The following is a 16657-nucleotide window of genomic DNA, read 5'->3' as shown; positions in this document are numbered from 1 at the left end:
CGCGCTCCGCTCGAAGGACGCACCGCCTGCGCGAACACGCAGGCGATCCCATTACGCTGGGAGGAAGTTGACGTCACTCGAGATCAGGAGCGCGATCGGTGTTCGAATCCCTGTCCGACCGGCTTACCGGTGCCCTCAAGGATCTGCGTGGTAAGGGGCGTCTGTCACCGGCCGACATCGACGCCACGTGCCGTGAGATCCGCTTGGCGCTGCTCGAGGCCGACGTCGCGCTGCCCGTGGTGCGCGGTTTCATCGCCAAGATCAAGGAGCGCGCCAAGGGCGCCGAGGTCTCCGGGGCGCTGAATCCGGCCCAGCAGGTCGTCAAGATCGTCAACGAGGAACTGATCGGCATCCTCGGCGGCGAGACCAGGCGGCTGAACCTGGCCAAGAACCCGCCGACGGTGATCATGCTCGCCGGTCTGCAGGGCTCCGGTAAGACCACGCTGGCGGGCAAGCTCGCGAAATGGCTGAAGGGACAAGGACATCAGCCGCTGCTGGTGGCCTGTGACCTACAGCGCCCCGGCGCCGTCACCCAGCTGCAGGTGGTCGGCGAGCGCGCGGGCGCGCCGGTGTTCGCCCCGCATCCCGGCACCTCCGTCGGCGGTGGCGACAACCCGCTCGGCATCTCCGCCGCCGACCCGATCGAGGTCGCGCGCGCCGGTGTCGAGGAGGCGCGCGTCAAGCAGTACGACGTGGTCATCGTCGACACCGCCGGTCGCCTCGGCATCGATCAGGAGCTGATGCGCCAGGCCGCGGGCATCCGCGACGCGGTGCAGCCGGACGAGACGCTGTTCGTGCTCGACGCCATGATCGGTCAGGACGCCGTCAACACGGCCGAGGCGTTCCGCGACGGCGTCGGGTTCACCGGCGTCGTGCTCACCAAGCTCGACGGCGACGCGCGTGGTGGCGCGGCCCTTTCGGTCCGCAACGTCACCGGCGAGCCGATCATGTTCGCCTCCAGCGGCGAGAAGCTGGAGGACTTCGACGTCTTCCACCCCGACCGCATGGCCAGCCGCATCCTCGGCATGGGCGACGTGCTCACCCTGATCGAGCAGGCCGAGCAGGTCTACGACGCGCAGCAGGCCGAGGAGGCCGCGCGCAAGATCGGCAGCGGCGAGCTCACCCTCGAGGACTTCCTCGAGCAGATGCTGGCGATCCGCAAGATGGGCCCGATCGGCAACCTGCTCGGCATGCTGCCCGGCGCGGGCCAGATGAAAGACGTGCTCGCCCAGGTCGACGACAAGCAGCTGGACCGGGTGCAGGCCATCATCCGCGGCATGACCCCGGCCGAGCGGGACAACCCGAAGATCATCAACGCCTCCCGCCGACTGCGCATCGCCAACGGCTCCGGCGTCGCGGTCTCCGAGGTCAACCAGCTCGTCGACCGCTTCTTCGAGGCCAAGAAGATGATGGCCATGATGGGCCGCCAGATGGGCCTGCCCGGCGCGCGGCGCGGCGGCAGCAAGAAGGGCAAGAAAGGCAAGAAGGGCGGACGCGGCCCGACCCCGCCGAAGGTGCGCGGCGGTCTGCCCGGCATGCCCATGCCGGGGATGCCGGGAATGCCCGCGGGCATGCCCGACCTGTCGAACATGCCCGCCGGGCTCAACGAATTGCCGCCTGGCCTCGACGGTTTCGACCTGTCCAAGCTCAAGTTCCCCAAGAAGTAGGCGTACGCGCTCTCGACGGGCGACGGCTCGAAGGTAGGTTGGGAGACCAGCCGAGCAGGTCCAGGAGGTCGCTGTGCATCTACGCGGGGTGGTTCTGCCGGACGACGAGGTGCGCGATCTCTGGGTGCACGACGGGCTGGTGTCCTTCGAGCCGGTGTCCGGCGCCGAAACCCTGTGTGACACAGGGTGGATCGTGCCCGGCCTGGTGGACGCGCACTGCCATGTCGGTATCCGCTACGGCGGTGGCCACGAGGACCGCGAAGGCGCGATCGCCCAGGCGGTGACCGAACGCGACGCCGGTGCGCTGCTGCTCCGCGACGCCGGGTCGCCGATCGATACCCGCTTCGTCGACGAGCACGACGAGCTGCCGAAGATCATCCGGGCGGGCAGGCACATCGCGCGGCCCAAGCGCTACATCCGCGAGCTCGGCATCGAACTCGACGACGAGCGCGACCTTCCGGAGATCGTGGCCGAGCAGGCGCGGCTCGGGGACGGCTGGGTGAAGATCGTCGGCGATTGGATCGACCGCTCCGTCGGCGACCTGCGTCCGCTGTGGAGCGACGCCGTCCTGAAGGAGGCCATCGACGCCGCGCACGCCAACGGCGCCAGGGTCACCGCGCACGTGTTCGGCGAGGACGCTCTGCCCGGCCTGATCGACGCGGGCATCGATTGCCTCGAGCACGGCACCGGGCTCACCGACGAGACCATCGAGATGATGGTCGAACACGGCACCGCGCTGGTCCCGACCCTGATCAACATCGACACCTTCCCGTCCATCGCCGACGGTGCGGGCAAATTCCCTGTCTACGCCGCCCACATGCGCGACCTGCACCGCCGCGTGCGCCGCACCGTCGCCGACGCGTACGACGCGGGCGTGCCCCTCTACACGGGCACCGACGCGGGCGGTTCCATCCGGCACGGCCGCATCGCCGACGAGATCATCGCCCTCACCGGCGCGGGCCTGTCCTCGCACGACGCGCTCGGCGCCGCCTCGTGGAACGCGCGCACCTGGCTCGACCGCCCGGGCATCGAGCACGGCGCCCCCGCCGACTTCGTCGTCTACCGCGACGACCCGCGCACCGAACCCGCGACCCTCGGCACCCCCGAATACGTCGTCCTGCGCGGCCGCGTCCACCGCTCCGCGGGCCCCGTCACCGGCCACCGCTGACCACGATCCAGCCGATTCGCGCGCTGGCCGATGAATCGGAGGCCGGGGCGTCGTCGGTAGTCGAGAAGGGCTTTTCGCACTAGGGAGGTCGGCGGATGCGGGATCTGGTGGTGACGGAGAACATCACGGTGGATGGGGTGATCGATGCGACGGAGGGGTGGTTCACGGTCGGCAACGATGCGGTGGACGATCGATCCGACATCCTGGCCGAGCTGATGACCCACACCGCGGCTTGCGATGCGGTGCTGTTCGGGCGTGTCACCTTCGAGGACATGCGCGGGTACTGGCCGGAGCAGACCGACGATCGGACCGGCATCACCGACGACCTGAACACGATGGCGAAATACGTGGTGTCGCGCTCGATGGGCGACCCGGGATGGCAGAACTCGACCGTGCTGCGCGGCCTCGACGAGGTGCGCGCGCTCAAGGAACGGCCGGGGAAGGACATCGTCAGCACCGGAAGCATCGACCTGGTGCACCAGCTGATCGACGCCGGTCTCGTCGACGAGTACCGGTTGTTCGTCTATCCCGTGGTGCTCGGCCGCGGCGCCCGGCTCTTCGCCGAGGGCGCGAAGATTCCGGCACTGCGACTGGTCGAGAGCAAGCCGTTCCGTTCCGGTGTGGTGCTGCTGCGCTATCGCCCCGCCTGATCAGCGGTACGGTCGCGTCACCGAGGTCGAGAGGCGATTTCGGGCGGGGCGGCCCGGTCTGGCAGAATGGACCACCGTCCTTCCGGACAGTGTCAGCCCGTCTCCGGTTACGTACCGCGCGGCGGTCACACACTTCAAGCGCAAAACCGGGCTCGCAGACCGTGCGAGTCGCTGAATTGCGCCGTGACCAACTATCTGAAAGAGGCAGATCAGCATGGCTGTTCGCATCAAGCTCACCCGCATGGGCAAGATCCGCAACCCGCAGTACCGCGTCGTCGTCGCGGACGCCCGCACCCGTCGTGACGGCCGGGCCATCGAGTCCATCGGCAAGTACCACCCGAAGGAAGAGCCGTCGCTGATCGAGATCGACTCTGAGCGCGTGCAGTACTGGCTGGGTGTCGGCGCGCAGCCGACCGAGCCGGTGCAGCGCCTCCTGGAGATCACCGGTGACTGGCAGAAGTTCAAGGGCCTGCCGGGCACCGAAGGCACGCTGAAGGTGAAGCCGGCCAAGCCGTCCAAGCTGGACCTGTTCAACGCCGCGCTCGCCGCCGCCGAGAACGAGCCGGTCGCCGAGGCCGTCACCCCGAAGAAGAAGGCCAAGAAGGACGAGGCCGAGGCCGAAGCCGCCACCGAGGCTGCCGAGTAATCGTGAGCGAGCGCAGCGAGCGAACCATCGACACAGCGCGCACCGCGCTCGCGACGGAGCCGAGCGCTAGCGAGGTGGAGTCGTGAGCGCGGTCGTGGCTGATGCCGTCGAGCACCTGGTGCGCGGCATCGTCGCCAATCCCGATGACGTCCGCGTCGAGCTGATCACCGGCCGCCGCGGGCGCACCGTCGAGGTGCACGTCCACCCCGAGGACCTGGGCAAGGTGATCGGCCGTGGCGGACGCACCGCGACTGCGCTGCGCACCCTCGTCGCAGGCATCGGCGGCCGTGGCATCCGGGTCGACGTGGTCGACACCGATCAGTAGATGGAACTCGTCGTAGGGCGGGTCGCCAAGTCGCACGGCGTGCGCGGCGAACTCGTCGTCGAGATCCGCACCGACGAACCCGAAGAGCGTTTCGCGGTGGGCGCCACCTTGCGTGGCCGCCTGCCGCGCTCGACGGAGGTTCGCGACTTCACCGTGGAGTCGGCCCGCGAGCACTCGGGCCGGCTCCTCGTGTTTCTCGCCGGGATCGCCGACCGCACCGCCGCCGACGCGCTGCGCGGGACGCTGTTCCTGGTGGACAGCGAAGATCTGCCGCCCTCGGACGATCCGGACGAGTTCTACGACCACGAGCTGGAGGGCCTCACCGTCCAGCTCACCGACGGCGCCGTCGTCGGAACGGTCACCGAGGTGCTGCATTCGGCCGCGGGAGAACTGCTTTCGGTGCGCGCCGCCGACGACGGGCGGGAGATCCTGATCCCGTTCGTCACCGCGATCGTGCCCACGGTGTCGATTGCCGACCGGCTGGTGGTCATCGATCCGCCCGAGGGCCTGCTCGATCCCGAGTGATGGGCACACCACGCGCTGTCGCGACCGGGCGCGGACAACTCGGTGGAACGAAGGGGCTGGGATGAGGCTCGACGTCATCACGATCTTTCCGGAGTATCTGGAACCGCTGCGGACGGCGCTGCTCGGCAAGGCCATCGACAAGGGACTGATCTCCGTCGACGTGCACGACCTGCGGCGCTGGACCCACGACGTGCACAAGTCGGTCGACGATTCGCCGTACGGCGGCGGCCCCGGCATGGTCATGAAGCCGACCGTGTGGGGCGACGCGCTGGACGAGGTGTGTCCCGCCGACGCGCTGCTCGTGGTGCCCACGCCCGCGGGCGTGCCGTTCACCCAGGCCACCGCGCAGCGCTGGGCCGCCGAGCGGCATCTGGTGTTCGCCTGCGGCCGCTACGAGGGCATCGACCAGCGCGTCTTCGACGACGCCGCGCGCCGGGTGCGCGTCGAAGAGGTGAGCATCGGCGACTACGTCCTCATCGGCGGTGAGGCTGCGGTGCTGGTCATGACCGAGGCCGTGGTGCGGCTGCTGCCCGGCGTGCTGGGCAATCAGCAGTCCCACCAAGAGGATTCGTTCTCCGACGGGCTGCTCGAAGGACCCTCCTACACCCGCCCCGTCAGCTGGCGCGGTCTGGACGTGCCACCGATCCTGCTCTCCGGCGACCACGCGAAGGTCGCCGCCTGGCGCCGCGAACAGTCCGTCGCTCGCACCCGTGAACGCCGACCGGACCTGCTGCCGCCGGATTGAGACAACGCCCACAGGGTCTTTCGTCCGCCGCGTGTCTTCGCACCGCGGAACCCGGCGGACGACCCCATGCGGCGACCGCGTGCGCCGTTGCCGCCGAACGTCGTCGGCTCGCATCGCGCGCGTGACATCGGACGGCGGCATCGGGCGGCGATCACGCGAGGGTCGGCGCCGTTGCCGCGATCGTCCCTGCGAACCTCTCCAGGGCATGCTGCGGCGAGTGCCGAATAGCATTCCGGCAGAGTAATTTTCGTGGGTCGATAACGGGCTAGTCGGGCAACTGCGCCGTCGTGATGCAGAACGGGTGACCCGCCGGGTCGAGCAACACCCTCCACCGGTCGCCGGGCTGAGTCGGCGCGGGCACGGCGCCCAGGGCTATGGCACGCTGCTCGCACGCATCGAGGTCGTCGTCGGCCGACAGGTCCAGGTGCACGATCGCGCTGCCGGGCCACACCGGCGGCTCGTAGTCGGCGATCCGCTGCGCGATGACCGCTAGACCGGACGGAATGCGGATCGCCGCGCTGCGGTCTTTGTTCCACAGCATGTGCCCGCCGAGCAGATCGAGGTAGAACCGCGCGAGCGCATCGGGGTCGGCGCAGTCCAGGGACAATCCCGCGATACGGAAAGGCTCTGTCACGCAAGGGAGTGTAGGGCCGACCACATTCCCGCGCCGACGCGGGAGGTCATCGCGGCGCTCCGCATTCCGTTGGCGGCCGGGCGAATTCGTCCGGCCGACCCGAAATGCACGGTGATCAGGGGAGCAGGCCGAGCCGCCGCGCCGTTACCACGGCTTCGTGGCGGGTGTGCGCGTCCAGTTTGGTCATGGCGTTGCGCAGGTAGCTCTTCACCGTTTCCGCGCCGAGCGAAAGGCGCTGCGCTGCCTCCTGATTGGTGCAGCCGAGCGCGATCTCGGCGAGCACGTCCAGTTCCCGGCGGGACAGGCGCGGTGCATCGGGGACGGGTTCGCCGGTGAGGACCCGGCCGAGGCGGTCGCAGATTCCGTGCAGCCGCGCCCGCATTCGTTCGTCGCCTGCCGTGCGGGCCAGGCCGCGCAACTCGGCGCCGATGTCGCGTAGCTCCTCCGCGACCGCGGGTGCGGTGTCGGGCGTGGTGGCCGACGCCTCCAGCAGGCGCAGCCGCCGATCCACCTCGTCGCGGATCGCGATCTCGGTGGCCAGCCGCTTACCCGCCTGCACCATCAGGTCGGCGGCGCGATCGCCGAGCGGGCTGGCCCCGCGGGTCGCGGCGTAGAGCACCGCGCGCGAGCGGTCGTCCACCACCACCGGCACCGCGAGCACCGCGCGGATGCCCTCGCCCGAGACCGGAGCGTCGTAGTGGTGGGTGATGGAGGCGGCGTTGCGGTAGTCCGCCACCGACGCGGGCCTGCGCATGTCCATCACCTGGCCGCCGAGGCCGGATCTGCGGAGCACGGTCAGCCCGCGCAGACCGTTGGTCATCGTGCCGACGAACTCGGTGAGCAGCAACGCATCCTCGTGCACCTCGCCACCGAATACGACAGGGACGCCCGCCCGGTGCGCCACCCAGCGAATCTCGGCGCGCAGCGCGTCCGCGTCACGGGGGCGTAGCAGCGAAGTGGTGGTCAAACGACTCACCCCTTTTCGGGGGTAGTGACGAACGTGATGTGACCCACATCCTATTGGACACGAGGGTGGCGTGGATCACCGATGAGGAGAGGCGAGATGAGCACGGACCTGGAATCGCGGGTACGCGAACTACTGGAGAGTTACGACGGACCGGAGGCGTGTGCGGCGGAACTACTGTGCGACCGGCATCCCGCCGAACGGGTCGCGTTCACGGTGGTCGAGGCGGATCTGCGCGCCACCGACCTCACCTACGGCGAACTGCGAGAGCGTTCGGCGCGGTTCGCCGCGGCGCTGGCCGGTCTCGGCGTCGGCCGGGGCGATCGCGTCGCCACCCTGATGGGCAAGTCCGCGGATCTGATCGTGGCGCTGCTCGGCATCTGGCGCCGCGGCGCGGTGCACGTGCCGCTGTTCACCGCGTTCGCGCCGCCCGCCATCGCCTTCCGGCTGGCGGCCAGCCGGGCCGTGCTCGTCGTCGCGGACGCCGATCAGGCCGCGAAGCTCGCTCCCGGCGACGACATTCCGGCCGACGCGCCGTGGCGGCTGATCGTCGCGGGCGCGCCGGCGGAGGTCGGTCCGGACACGCTGCGCTTCGCCGACCTGCTCGACGCGTACGCCGCCGACGACCCGCGCGGGGCGGCGGTCTCGGTCGGCGGCGACGGACTGCTGGTCCAGCTGTTCACCAGCGGCACCACCGGGACACCGAAGGGCGTGCCGATCCCGGTGCGCGCGCTGGCCTCCTTCCACGCGTATCAGGAGTTCGCGCTGGACGTCCGCCCCGACGACGTCTACTGGAACGCCGCCGATCCCGGCTGGGCCTACGGGCTGTACTACGCGATCCTGAGCCCGCTCGCCTCCGGAACCCGCAGCCTGCTGCTGCACGCCGGATTCTCCGCACCGCTCACCTGGCAAGTGCTGGAGCGGTTCGGGGTCACCAATTTCGCCGCCGCGCCCACCGTGTACCGGGCTCTACGCGCCGACGACACCTCGCCGCCACCGGATTTCGCGCTGCGCCGCGCCTCCTCCGCGGGTGAACCGCTCACCCCCGAGGTCGTCGCGTGGTCTACCGAGAACCTCGGTGTCGCCGTCCGCGACCACTACGGGCAGACCGAGCACGGCATGGTCGTCTGCAACGCGTGGCACGACGAGCTCAGCGCCGCAGCCCCGCTCGGGTCGATGGGCAGGCAGCTGCCCGGCTGGACCTGCGCCGTGCTCGCCGACGACGCCGACCGCGAGGCCGCGCCGGGCGAACTGGGACGGGTCGCGATCGACACCGAACACAGCCCGCTGCTGTGGTTCCTCGGCTATCTCGACGCCCCCGAGCGCACCGCGCAGCGCTACACCGCAGACGGTCGCTGGTACCTCACCGGTGACGCCGGATCCCGTGACGCGGACGGCTTCTTCCACTTCTCCGCCCGCGACGACGACGTGATCATCATGGCGGGCTACCGCATCGGCCCGTTCGAGGTGGAGAGCGTGCTCGTGCTGCACGATCAGGTGGCGGAGGCCGCGGTGGTGGGTCTGCCGGACGAGCTGCGCGGCGAGGTGCTCGAAGCATTCGTGGTGTTGCGCAACGAATCCGCGGGCAGCGAAGAGTTGGCCGCCGAGCTACAACAATTGGTCAAGGAGAAGTTCGCCGCGCACGCCTATCCACGCCGGGTGCATTTCGTGACGAGCTTGCCCAAGACGCCCAGCGGCAAGGTGCAGCGTTTCGTGCTGCGGCAGCAGGGAGGTGCGCGATGACCCCCGCGCTGCCGAGCTATGCCTCGGGCACCTCGGACGTGCCGCTGCTCGGCGATACCATCGGCGCCGATCTGGATCGGACGGCGGCGGCGCATCCGGACCGGGAAGCGTTGGTGGACTTGCCGACCGGGCGCCGCTGGACCTATCGCGAGCTGGTCGCGGCCGTCGACGCGCTCGCGTCCGGGCTCGCCGCCGGGGGTCTCGGCAAGGGCGAGCGCGTCGGCATCTGGGCGCCGAACTGCGCGGAGTGGTTCCTCGTGCAGTACGCCACCGCCAAGCTGGGAGCGATCCTGGTCAACATCAATCCGGCCTACCGCACCAGCGAGCTCGGGTATGTGTTGCGCCAGGCCGGGGTTCGGGTGCTGATCGCCGCGCCGGAGTTCAAGACCTCGAACTATGTCGAGATGATCGAGGAGGTGCGGCCCGAATGCCCCTACCTCGAGCAGGTTTTGATCATCGGCGACTCGGCGTGGGCCGCGGTGGCGGGCGCGGCGGTCGACGGTGAGCGGCTCGACGCCATCGCGCCGACGCTCTCGGCCGACGATCCGATCAACATCCAGTACACCTCGGGCACAACGGGTTTCCCGAAGGGCGCCACGCTCAGCCACCACAACATCCTGAACAACGGATATTTCGTCGGTGAGCTGTGCGGGTATACCGAGCGGGACCGGATCTGCGTGCCAGTTCCGTTCTATCATTGCTTCGGCATGGTGATGGGCAATCTGGCCGCCACCAGTCACGGTGCGGCGGTGGTGATTCCGGCGCTGTCGTTCGAGCCGGCCGCCACCCTCGCCGCTGTCGAGCGGGAGCTGTGCACCTCCCTGTACGGCGTGCCGACGATGTTCATCGCCGTGCTGGCCGAACTGGACGCCACGCTCGAAAAGGCCGGAGCGACACCGGATCTGTCCAGCCTGCGCACCGGCATCATGGCGGGTTCGCCGTGCCCGGTCGAGGTGATGAAGCGGGTCATCGACCGGCTCGGCATGCACGAGGTGTGCATCTGTTACGGCATGACGGAGACGTCACCGGTGTCCACCCAGACCCGTCGCGACGACGACATGGACCGCAGGACCGCGACGGTCGGCCGCGTCGGCCCGCACCTCGAGGTCAAGATCGTCGACCCAGCAACGGGGCTGACCGTTCCGCGCGGTGAGCCCGGCGAGCTGTGCACCCGCGGCTACTCGGTGATGCTCGGCTACTGGGACCAGCCGGAGAAGACCGCCGAAGCCATCGACGCGGCTCGCTGGATGCATACCGGCGACCTCGGCGTCATGGATGCCGACGGCTACATCGCCGTGACGGGACGAATCAAGGACATGATCATTCGCGGCGGCGAGAACATCTATCCCCGCGAGATCGAGGAGTTCCTCTACACCCACCCCGACATCCTGGACGCGCAGGTGATCGGCGTCCCCGACGAGAAGTACGGCGAGGAACTGATGGCCTGGATTCGCATGCGCGAGGGCGCAACTCCCCTCGACGCCGCAGCCCTGCGTGCCTTCTGCACCGGCAAACTCGCCCACTTCAAGATCCCCCGCTACGTCCACCTCGTCGACGAATTCCCCATGACGGTGACAGGCAAGATCCGCAAGGCCGAAATGCGGGAAATGGCAAAGGAGCTCCTCGGCTGACCCACGAGGCCTGCCACGACAGCAACTGATCTCGCGAGAACAAGGGCTCGGGCACGCCGAGAACTCGCCCGAGCCCTTGACCGCGGAGTCCGCCGAGGTGACAACTGTTCTGGGCATCCCCAAGGCGACAACTGATCTCGCACGGGCCGGGTAACTCACCGGGTACGCCCAAAACTCGCCCCCGTCCCCGACCTCCGGTCCGGTACGAAACTCCCGAGGCACTTACGACCGGCCTGAGACGCGGAGAGGCGGGCCTGCCAGCTAGTGTTGCGGGTCGTGACGACAGCGCCCGAGATCGCCAGTCCAGATTCGAACAGCACCGACACGACCGCCGCCGCACCGACCGGCGCCGCCCCGGCCAGCGTGGGCAGGCGGCTCGCCGACGAACTCGGGGTGCGCGAGAGTCAGGTCCGCGCCGCGGTCGAGCTGCTCGACGCGGGGTCGACCGTGCCGTTCATCGCGCGGTACCGCAAGGAAGCGACCGACGGGCTGGACGACGCCCAGTTGCGCCAGCTCGACGAGCGGCTGTCCTACCTGCGCGAACTCGACGACCGTCGGGGCGCGATCATCGAATCCATCCGTGGCCAGGGCAAACTCGACGACGCGCTGCTCGGGCAGCTGATGCTGGCCGAGACCAAGGCCCGCCTGGAGGACATCTATCTGCCGTACAAGCCGAAGCGGCGCACCAAGGCACAGATCGCGCGCGAGGCGGGTCACGAGCCGGTGGCCGACGCGCTGATCGGCGATCCGTCCACCGACCCAGCCCAGTACGCCGCCGAGCAGCTCGACGGCGCCCGCGCGATCCTGGTCGAGCGGTTCGCCGAGGACGCGGATCTGGTGGGCGAGTTGCGCGAGCTGATGTGGAATCGCGGCCAGATCACTTCGAAGGTGCGCCCCGGCAAGGAGGAGGCCGGCGCGAAGTTCGCCGACTACTTCGAGTTCGACGAGCCCTTCCACAAGCTGCCCTCGCACCGCGTGCTCGCGCTGTTGCGCGGCGAAAAGGAGGACGTGCTCAGCCTGCACCTGGAGCCGGACACAGACGAGCCGGAGCCGGGGGAGCGCACCGTCTACGAAGGCCGGATCGCGGTGCGTTTCGGCATCGCCGACCGTGGCCGCCCCGCCGATTCCTGGTTGCTGGACACGGTGCGCTGGGCGTGGCGCACCAAGCTTCAGGTCAGCCTCGGCATCGACATCCGGATGCGGCTGCGCCAGGCCGCGGAGAAGGACGCGGTCGACGTGTTCGCCGCCAACCTGCGCGATCTACTGCTGGCCGCGCCCGCGGGCACGCGGACCACGATGGGCTTGGACCCGGGCTACCGCACCGGCGTGAAGGTCGCGGTCGTGGACGCCACCGGCAAGGTCGTCGCCACCGAGGTGATCTACCCGCACAAGCCGCAGGGGCAGACGGAGAAGTCTCTCGCGGTGCTCGGCGCGCTGGTCGCGCGATTCGGCGTCGAGCTCATCGCGATCGGCAACGGCACCGCGTCGCGCGAAACCGACGCTCTGGCCGCCGAGCTGATTTCACGCATCGCCGCAACGTCGGAGAACGGGGCGAACAAGCCGACCAAGATCGTGGTCTCGGAGGCGGGCGCCTCGGTGTACTCGGCCTCCGCTTACGCCTCCCAGGAACTGCCGGACATGGACGTGTCGCTGCGCGGCGCGGTGTCGATCGCGCGCCGCCTCCAGGATCCTCTCGCGGAACTGGTGAAGATCGACCCGAAGTCCATCGGCGTCGGGCAGTACCAGCACGACGTCTCCGAGACGCTGCTCGCCCGTTCGCTCGGTGCGGTGGTCGAGGACGCGGTGAACGCGGTCGGCGTCGACGTCAACACCGCTTCGGTGCCGCTGCTCTCCCGGGTCTCGGGCATCGCGTCCTCGGTGGCGGAAAGCATTGTGGCGCACCGGGACCAGCACGGTCCGTTCCGCAGCCGCACCGCGCTGCGCGACGTGCCCCGGCTCGGTCCGAAGGCGTTCGAACAGTGCGCGGGCTTCCTGCGCATCCGCGGTGGCGAGGATCCGCTGGATACCTCCGCGGTGCACCCCGAGGCCTATCCGGTGGTCCGGCGCATCCTGGAATCCACCGGGCGCGGGGTGGCCGAGCTGATCGGCAACACCGCGGTGCTGCGCGCGTTGCGGGCCGCGGAGTTCACCGACGAGACGTTCGGCGTCCCGACCGTCACCGACATCATCAGCGAACTCGAGAAGCCGGGTCGCGACCCGCGCCCCGAGTTCAAGACCGCCGAGTTCGCCGCGGGCGTCGAGAAGGTCGCCGACCTGAAGCCGGGCATGGTGCTCGAAGGCGTGGTGACCAATGTCGCGGCGTTCGGCGCGTTCGTCGACGTGGGCGTGCACCAGGACGGTCTGGTGCACGTCTCGGCCATGTCGCACACCTTCGTCAAGGATCCGCGCGAAGTCGTGAAGTCCGGTGACGTGGTGAAGGTGAAGGTGCTCGAGGTCGACGTCGCCCGTCAGCGGATCGGGCTCTCGCTGCGCCTGGACGACGAGCCGGGCGCGCCCGCGAAGACCGAGCGCGGCGGAAATCGCGGCCAGGGCGGCGGGCGGCAGGGCGAAGACGGCAAGCAGCGGCAGAATGGTCGAGGACGGCAGCAGCAAGGCCGCGGTCAGGGTAATCAGCGGCGCAATGCCCCCGCGCCGAGCGGTTCCATGGCCGACGCGCTGCGCCGGGCCGGTTTCGGCCAGTAGACCTCAGCGCGGGGGCGGAGGGATGTAGGCGGCCATGCGACGGTGGCTCGAAGAAGACGTGATCGCGCAGGGCCGCCTACCCCTGCTGTTCTTCCTCTTCGGCTTCATCATCGGGTTCCTGTTCATCCGGGTCAGCGTCCGGATGATCAGGGCCAAGGTGCGCTGGTGGCCGGGCAATCTGCGCGCCGGGTCGGTGCACGTCCACCACATGGTGTTCGGCGTGATCCTGGTGCTCGGGTCCGGGCTCGGCTTGGTCGCCGTCTTCGAAGACGGGAGCAATGCCGCCGGAGCCGCGCTGTCGGCGGCGTTCGGCGTCGGCGCCGCCCTGGTGCTGGACGAGTTCGCGCTGATCTACTACCTGCGCGATGTGTACTGGGAGGAGCAGGGCCGCACCTCGGTGGACGCGGTGTTCGTCGCGCTGGCGGTGACCGGGCTGCTGTTGCTCGGCTTCCATCCGTTGTCGCTGCTGGAGATCAACGACTTCCGCGCTTCCGTCGGCACCGGCGCGCGGATCGTGGTGACCGTGTTCGCCATCGTGAATCTGATGCTCGCCGCGATCGTCATCGCCAAGGGCAAGATCTGGACCGGCCTGTTCGGTATGTTCTTCCCGCCCCTGCTCATGGTCGGCGCGCTGCGGCTGAGCAGGCCGAGCGCGCCGTGGGCGCGGTGGCGCTATGCCGAACGGCGGCGGCTGATGTCCCGGGCGATCGTGCGGGAACGCCGATATCGCAGGCCGGTCATCCGGGCCAAGATCTTCGTGCAGGACCTGGTCGCGGGCAAGCCGAGTGTCGAGCATGTCCGCACCGCGACGGAGGCTGAGCTGGCCAGGACCGTGATGGCGGCGCCCCCTGCGCCGTATCGGGAGCACCACCACCACCTGCCGTGGGCGGCCGAGCACGCCGAGGAGCACTTTTGATCGGCGTTGGTGCTCGATAGCGGGGCTCACCGGCCGGGCGGCCGTTTGTGCCCGCAGGTCTCGTTCGGTCGGCCGGACAGCGACCCGATCCTGCGGGCCCGATTTTCGGCGAGGCCCTCTGGTCTGGCACAATGCACAGGTTGCCCTGGGTGCATGTCGACCCCGGGAGCATCCCTTAATTCGGAGCATGAACCGGTCGAGCACGTCCGTGCCGCCAGGGTCCTCTGTTCGCGCGAACTCCAGAAGGATGGAAATGAACACCCTTGACTTCGTCGACGAAAAGTCGCTGCGCAGCGACGTCCCCGACTTCCGTCCGGGCGACACCCTCAATGTGCACGTGAAGGTCATCGAAGGCTCGAAGGAGCGCATCCAGGTCTTCAAGGGCGTCGTGATCCGTCGCCAGGGCGGTGGCATCCGTGAGACCTTCACCGTCCGCAAGGTGTCGTTCGGTGTCGGCGTGGAGCGCACCTTCCCGGTGCACAGCCCCAACATCGACCACATCGACGTCTTGACCCGCGGTGACGTCCGCCGGGCGAAGCTGTACTACCTGCGCGACCTGCGCGGTAAGGCGGCCAAGATCAAGGAGAAGCGCTGAGCGCTTCGCCGTGACCCGGCACAAATGATCTTCACTGGCCCGGCACCGGACGCGAGTCATGGTGCCGGGCTAGTCTGTTCCGCGTGGCAGACGAAAGTGGGTCGGTGTCGGTGTCCGGATCGGGCGACGAGGGGGCGGGACGCCGCGGCAGGCGGCAGGCGAAGAAGGCGAAGAAGCAGCGTCCGTTCTGGCAGGAGCTTCCGGTCCTCATCGTGATCGCGGCCGTCATCGCCGCACTGATGGTCAGCTTCGTCGGGCGGCCGTACGTGATCCCCTCCCAGTCGATGGAGGAGACCCTCCAGATCGGCGATCGCATCTACGTGCAGAAGGTCAGCTACTACGGCAGCGACCCGCAACCCGGTGATGTGGTGGTCTTCGTCGGACCGTCCTCCTGGAACACCCGCTACCAGTCGATCCGCTCGGACAACGCGGTGGTGCGCGGGGTGCAGAACTTCTTCTCCTTCTTCGGGCTCGTGCCGCCCGACGAGAACGATCTGGTCAAGCGGGTCATCGCGGTCGGCGGCCAGACCGTGCAGTGCTGCGACGCGCAGGGCAGGGTCATGGTGGACGGCAAACCACTGGACGAGCCGTACGTCGAGAACGACTACCGCTGGCTGCCCGGCCAGCAGAACGCCACGTATCCCGCGGGCCGCGTGTTCGGTCCGGTGAAGGTTCCGGAGGGGCACCTGTGGGTGATGGGCGACAACCGCAACCAGTCCGCGGACTCCCGCGCCCACGTCGGCGACGAACTGCAAGGCACCGTCCCCATCGACAACGTGCGCGGCAAGGCCGTCATGAAGATCTGGCCGCCGAACCGGATGGGTCTCATCCGTTCTCAGGACCCTCAGACGAACTGAGGCGCGCGGCCGCAGGATAATTGGACGGTGGGGCAGGCCGGAGCAATGGGTAACCGAATGACGGTGAGCAACGGGTGGCCGCCGCGCGTGGTGATGCGCAAGGCGGGCGGCCTTCGCACGCTGGAGGCGGCGCTGATCCGCAGCGGGCTCGGCCCGGTGGCCGGCGTGGACGAGGCCGGTCGTGGCCCGTGCGCCGGACCCTTGGTCGTGGCGGCCTGTCTGCTCGCTCCCAAGGCCTACGACAGACTCGCGGGCCTCGACGACTCCAAGAAGCTCACCGAGGCCACCCGCGAGCAGCTGTATCCGGTCATCACCCGGCTGGCGTTGTCCTGGAAGGTCGTGGTGATCCCGGCCTGGGAGATCGACTCCATCGGTATCCACGTGGCCAATATCGAGGGCATGCGCCGCGCCGTGGCGGGCCTCGGGCACACTCCTGGCTACGTGCTCACCGACGGGTTCCGCGTCCCGGGCATTCCGGTGCCGTCGCTGCCTGTGATCGGCGGCGACGCCGCGGCGGCCTGTATCGCGGCGGCCAGCATCCTGGCCAAGGTGACCAGGGATCGGATCATGGTGGAGATGGATCAGCGATTCCCCGGTTACGGATTCGCGGCGCACAAGGGCTACAACACGCCCGAACACACCGCAGCGCTCAACGCCCTCGGTCCGTGCAGCGAGCACCGGCGGTCGTGGCGCAATGTGCGCGAGACGGCGGGATTACGGCCACTCGATCCGGTCGTCGAATACGCCGGCGCGGTGCTGGCAGACGGCCTCGAGGACGGCCGGGTAGCTACCGATGCCGCCCATGCGGGATGATTGAGCAGAGACGACCAGGCGGTGTGAGCGTCAGGCCACGAGGCAGGAGCGCGGGGTAACCACGCAGGCCACGCG

16 protein-coding genes are annotated in these 16657 nt (G+C 69.1%); 14 read left to right on the top strand and 2 right to left on the bottom strand.

From position 1 onward, the window contains the following. The first annotated feature begins 98 nt into the window (after nt 1-98). From ffh to trmD, 7 genes are all read left to right on the top strand, one after another. Nucleotides 99-1667: a signal recognition particle protein gene (gene ffh / locus ACRWNM_RS19725; RefSeq protein WP_431969493.1), complete on the top strand. Its 1569-nt coding sequence runs from the start codon at nt 99-101 to the stop codon at nt 1665-1667. Between the two features lie 73 nt (nt 1668-1740). After that, the gene (locus tag ACRWNM_RS19720; protein ID WP_431969492.1) at nt 1741-2835 is read left to right on the top strand and encodes an amidohydrolase family protein; all 1095 of its coding nucleotides are present in this window, start codon (nt 1741-1743) and stop codon (nt 2833-2835) included. A gap of 95 nt (nt 2836-2930) precedes the next feature. After that, complete coding sequence (locus ACRWNM_RS19715; protein WP_431969491.1) at nt 2931-3485, top strand: dihydrofolate reductase family protein; 555 nt, start codon at nt 2931-2933, stop codon at nt 3483-3485. A gap of 214 nt (nt 3486-3699) precedes the next feature. Then, nucleotides 3700-4131 (top strand): 30S ribosomal protein S16, encoded by a 432-nt coding sequence (rpsP, locus tag ACRWNM_RS19710; protein WP_431969490.1) that lies wholly within the window; start codon nt 3700-3702, stop codon nt 4129-4131. Nucleotides 4132-4213: 82 nt separating this feature from the next. After that, on the top strand, nt 4214-4456 hold the full coding sequence (locus tag ACRWNM_RS19705; RefSeq protein WP_067782143.1) for an RNA-binding protein: 243 nt from the start codon (nt 4214-4216) through the stop codon (nt 4454-4456). Then, the gene (gene rimM, locus ACRWNM_RS19700; protein WP_431969489.1) at nt 4457-4981 is read left to right on the top strand and encodes a ribosome maturation factor RimM; all 525 of its coding nucleotides are present in this window, start codon (nt 4457-4459) and stop codon (nt 4979-4981) included. Nucleotides 4982-5042: 61 nt separating this feature from the next. Further along, nucleotides 5043-5726, top strand: a complete 684-nt coding sequence (trmD, locus tag ACRWNM_RS19695; protein WP_431969488.1) for a tRNA (guanosine(37)-N1)-methyltransferase TrmD — start codon at nt 5043-5045, stop codon at nt 5724-5726. A 265-nt stretch (nt 5727-5991) separates the two neighbouring features. Here trmD and ACRWNM_RS19690 read toward each other — a convergent pair whose 3' ends face one another. Together ACRWNM_RS19690 and ACRWNM_RS19685 are read right to left on the bottom strand one after the other, a co-directional pair. Further along, on the bottom strand, nt 5992-6360 hold the full coding sequence (locus ACRWNM_RS19690; protein WP_431969487.1) for a VOC family protein: 369 nt from the start codon (nt 6358-6360) through the stop codon (nt 5992-5994). 115 nt (nt 6361-6475) lie between these two features. Beyond that, on the bottom strand, nt 6476-7327 hold the full coding sequence (locus tag ACRWNM_RS19685) for a LuxR C-terminal-related transcriptional regulator (RefSeq protein WP_431969486.1): 852 nt from the start codon (nt 7325-7327) through the stop codon (nt 6476-6478). Nucleotides 7328-7423: 96 nt separating this feature from the next. Between ACRWNM_RS19685 and ACRWNM_RS19680 the strand changes: the two genes are divergently transcribed. From ACRWNM_RS19680 to ACRWNM_RS19650, 7 genes are all read left to right on the top strand, one after another. Then, nucleotides 7424-9067 carry an AMP-binding protein gene (locus tag ACRWNM_RS19680; protein ID WP_431969485.1) on the top strand — a complete coding sequence of 548 codons (1644 nt, stop codon included), beginning with the start codon at nt 7424-7426 and terminating at the stop codon, nt 9065-9067. Next, nucleotides 9064-10698 (top strand): AMP-binding protein, encoded by a 1635-nt coding sequence (locus ACRWNM_RS19675; RefSeq protein ID WP_431969484.1) that lies wholly within the window; start codon nt 9064-9066, stop codon nt 10696-10698. Before ACRWNM_RS19680 ends, ACRWNM_RS19675 begins: the two co-directional genes overlap by 4 nt. Nucleotides 10699-10974: 276 nt before the next feature. Continuing rightward, entirely contained in the window at nt 10975-13401 is a 2427-nt protein-coding gene (locus ACRWNM_RS19670) for a Tex family protein (protein WP_431969483.1), read from the top strand. A 34-nt stretch (nt 13402-13435) separates the two neighbouring features. Next, nucleotides 13436-14317 carry a hypothetical protein gene (locus ACRWNM_RS19665; RefSeq protein WP_431969482.1) on the top strand — a complete coding sequence of 294 codons (882 nt, stop codon included), beginning with the start codon at nt 13436-13438 and terminating at the stop codon, nt 14315-14317. 253 nt (nt 14318-14570) lie between these two features. Beyond that, nucleotides 14571-14912, top strand: a complete 342-nt coding sequence (gene rplS, locus ACRWNM_RS19660) for a 50S ribosomal protein L19 (protein WP_357400359.1) — start codon at nt 14571-14573, stop codon at nt 14910-14912. 83 nt (nt 14913-14995) lie between these two features. After that, entirely contained in the window at nt 14996-15769 is a 774-nt protein-coding gene (lepB, locus tag ACRWNM_RS19655) for a signal peptidase I (RefSeq protein ID WP_431969481.1), read from the top strand. A gap of 63 nt (nt 15770-15832) precedes the next feature. Beyond that, on the top strand, nt 15833-16582 hold the full coding sequence (locus tag ACRWNM_RS19650; protein ID WP_431969545.1) for a ribonuclease HII: 750 nt from the start codon (nt 15833-15835) through the stop codon (nt 16580-16582). Nucleotides 16583-16657: the final 75 nt, after the last annotated feature.

This window comes from Nocardia sp. bgisy134 (assembly GCF_965341865.1).
In the GTDB taxonomy this organism is placed as follows: Bacteria; Actinomycetota; Actinomycetes; order Mycobacteriales; family Mycobacteriaceae; genus Nocardia.
The sequence above is the reverse complement of the archived record's forward strand: the minus strand, read 5'-3'. Positions and strand labels throughout refer to the sequence as shown.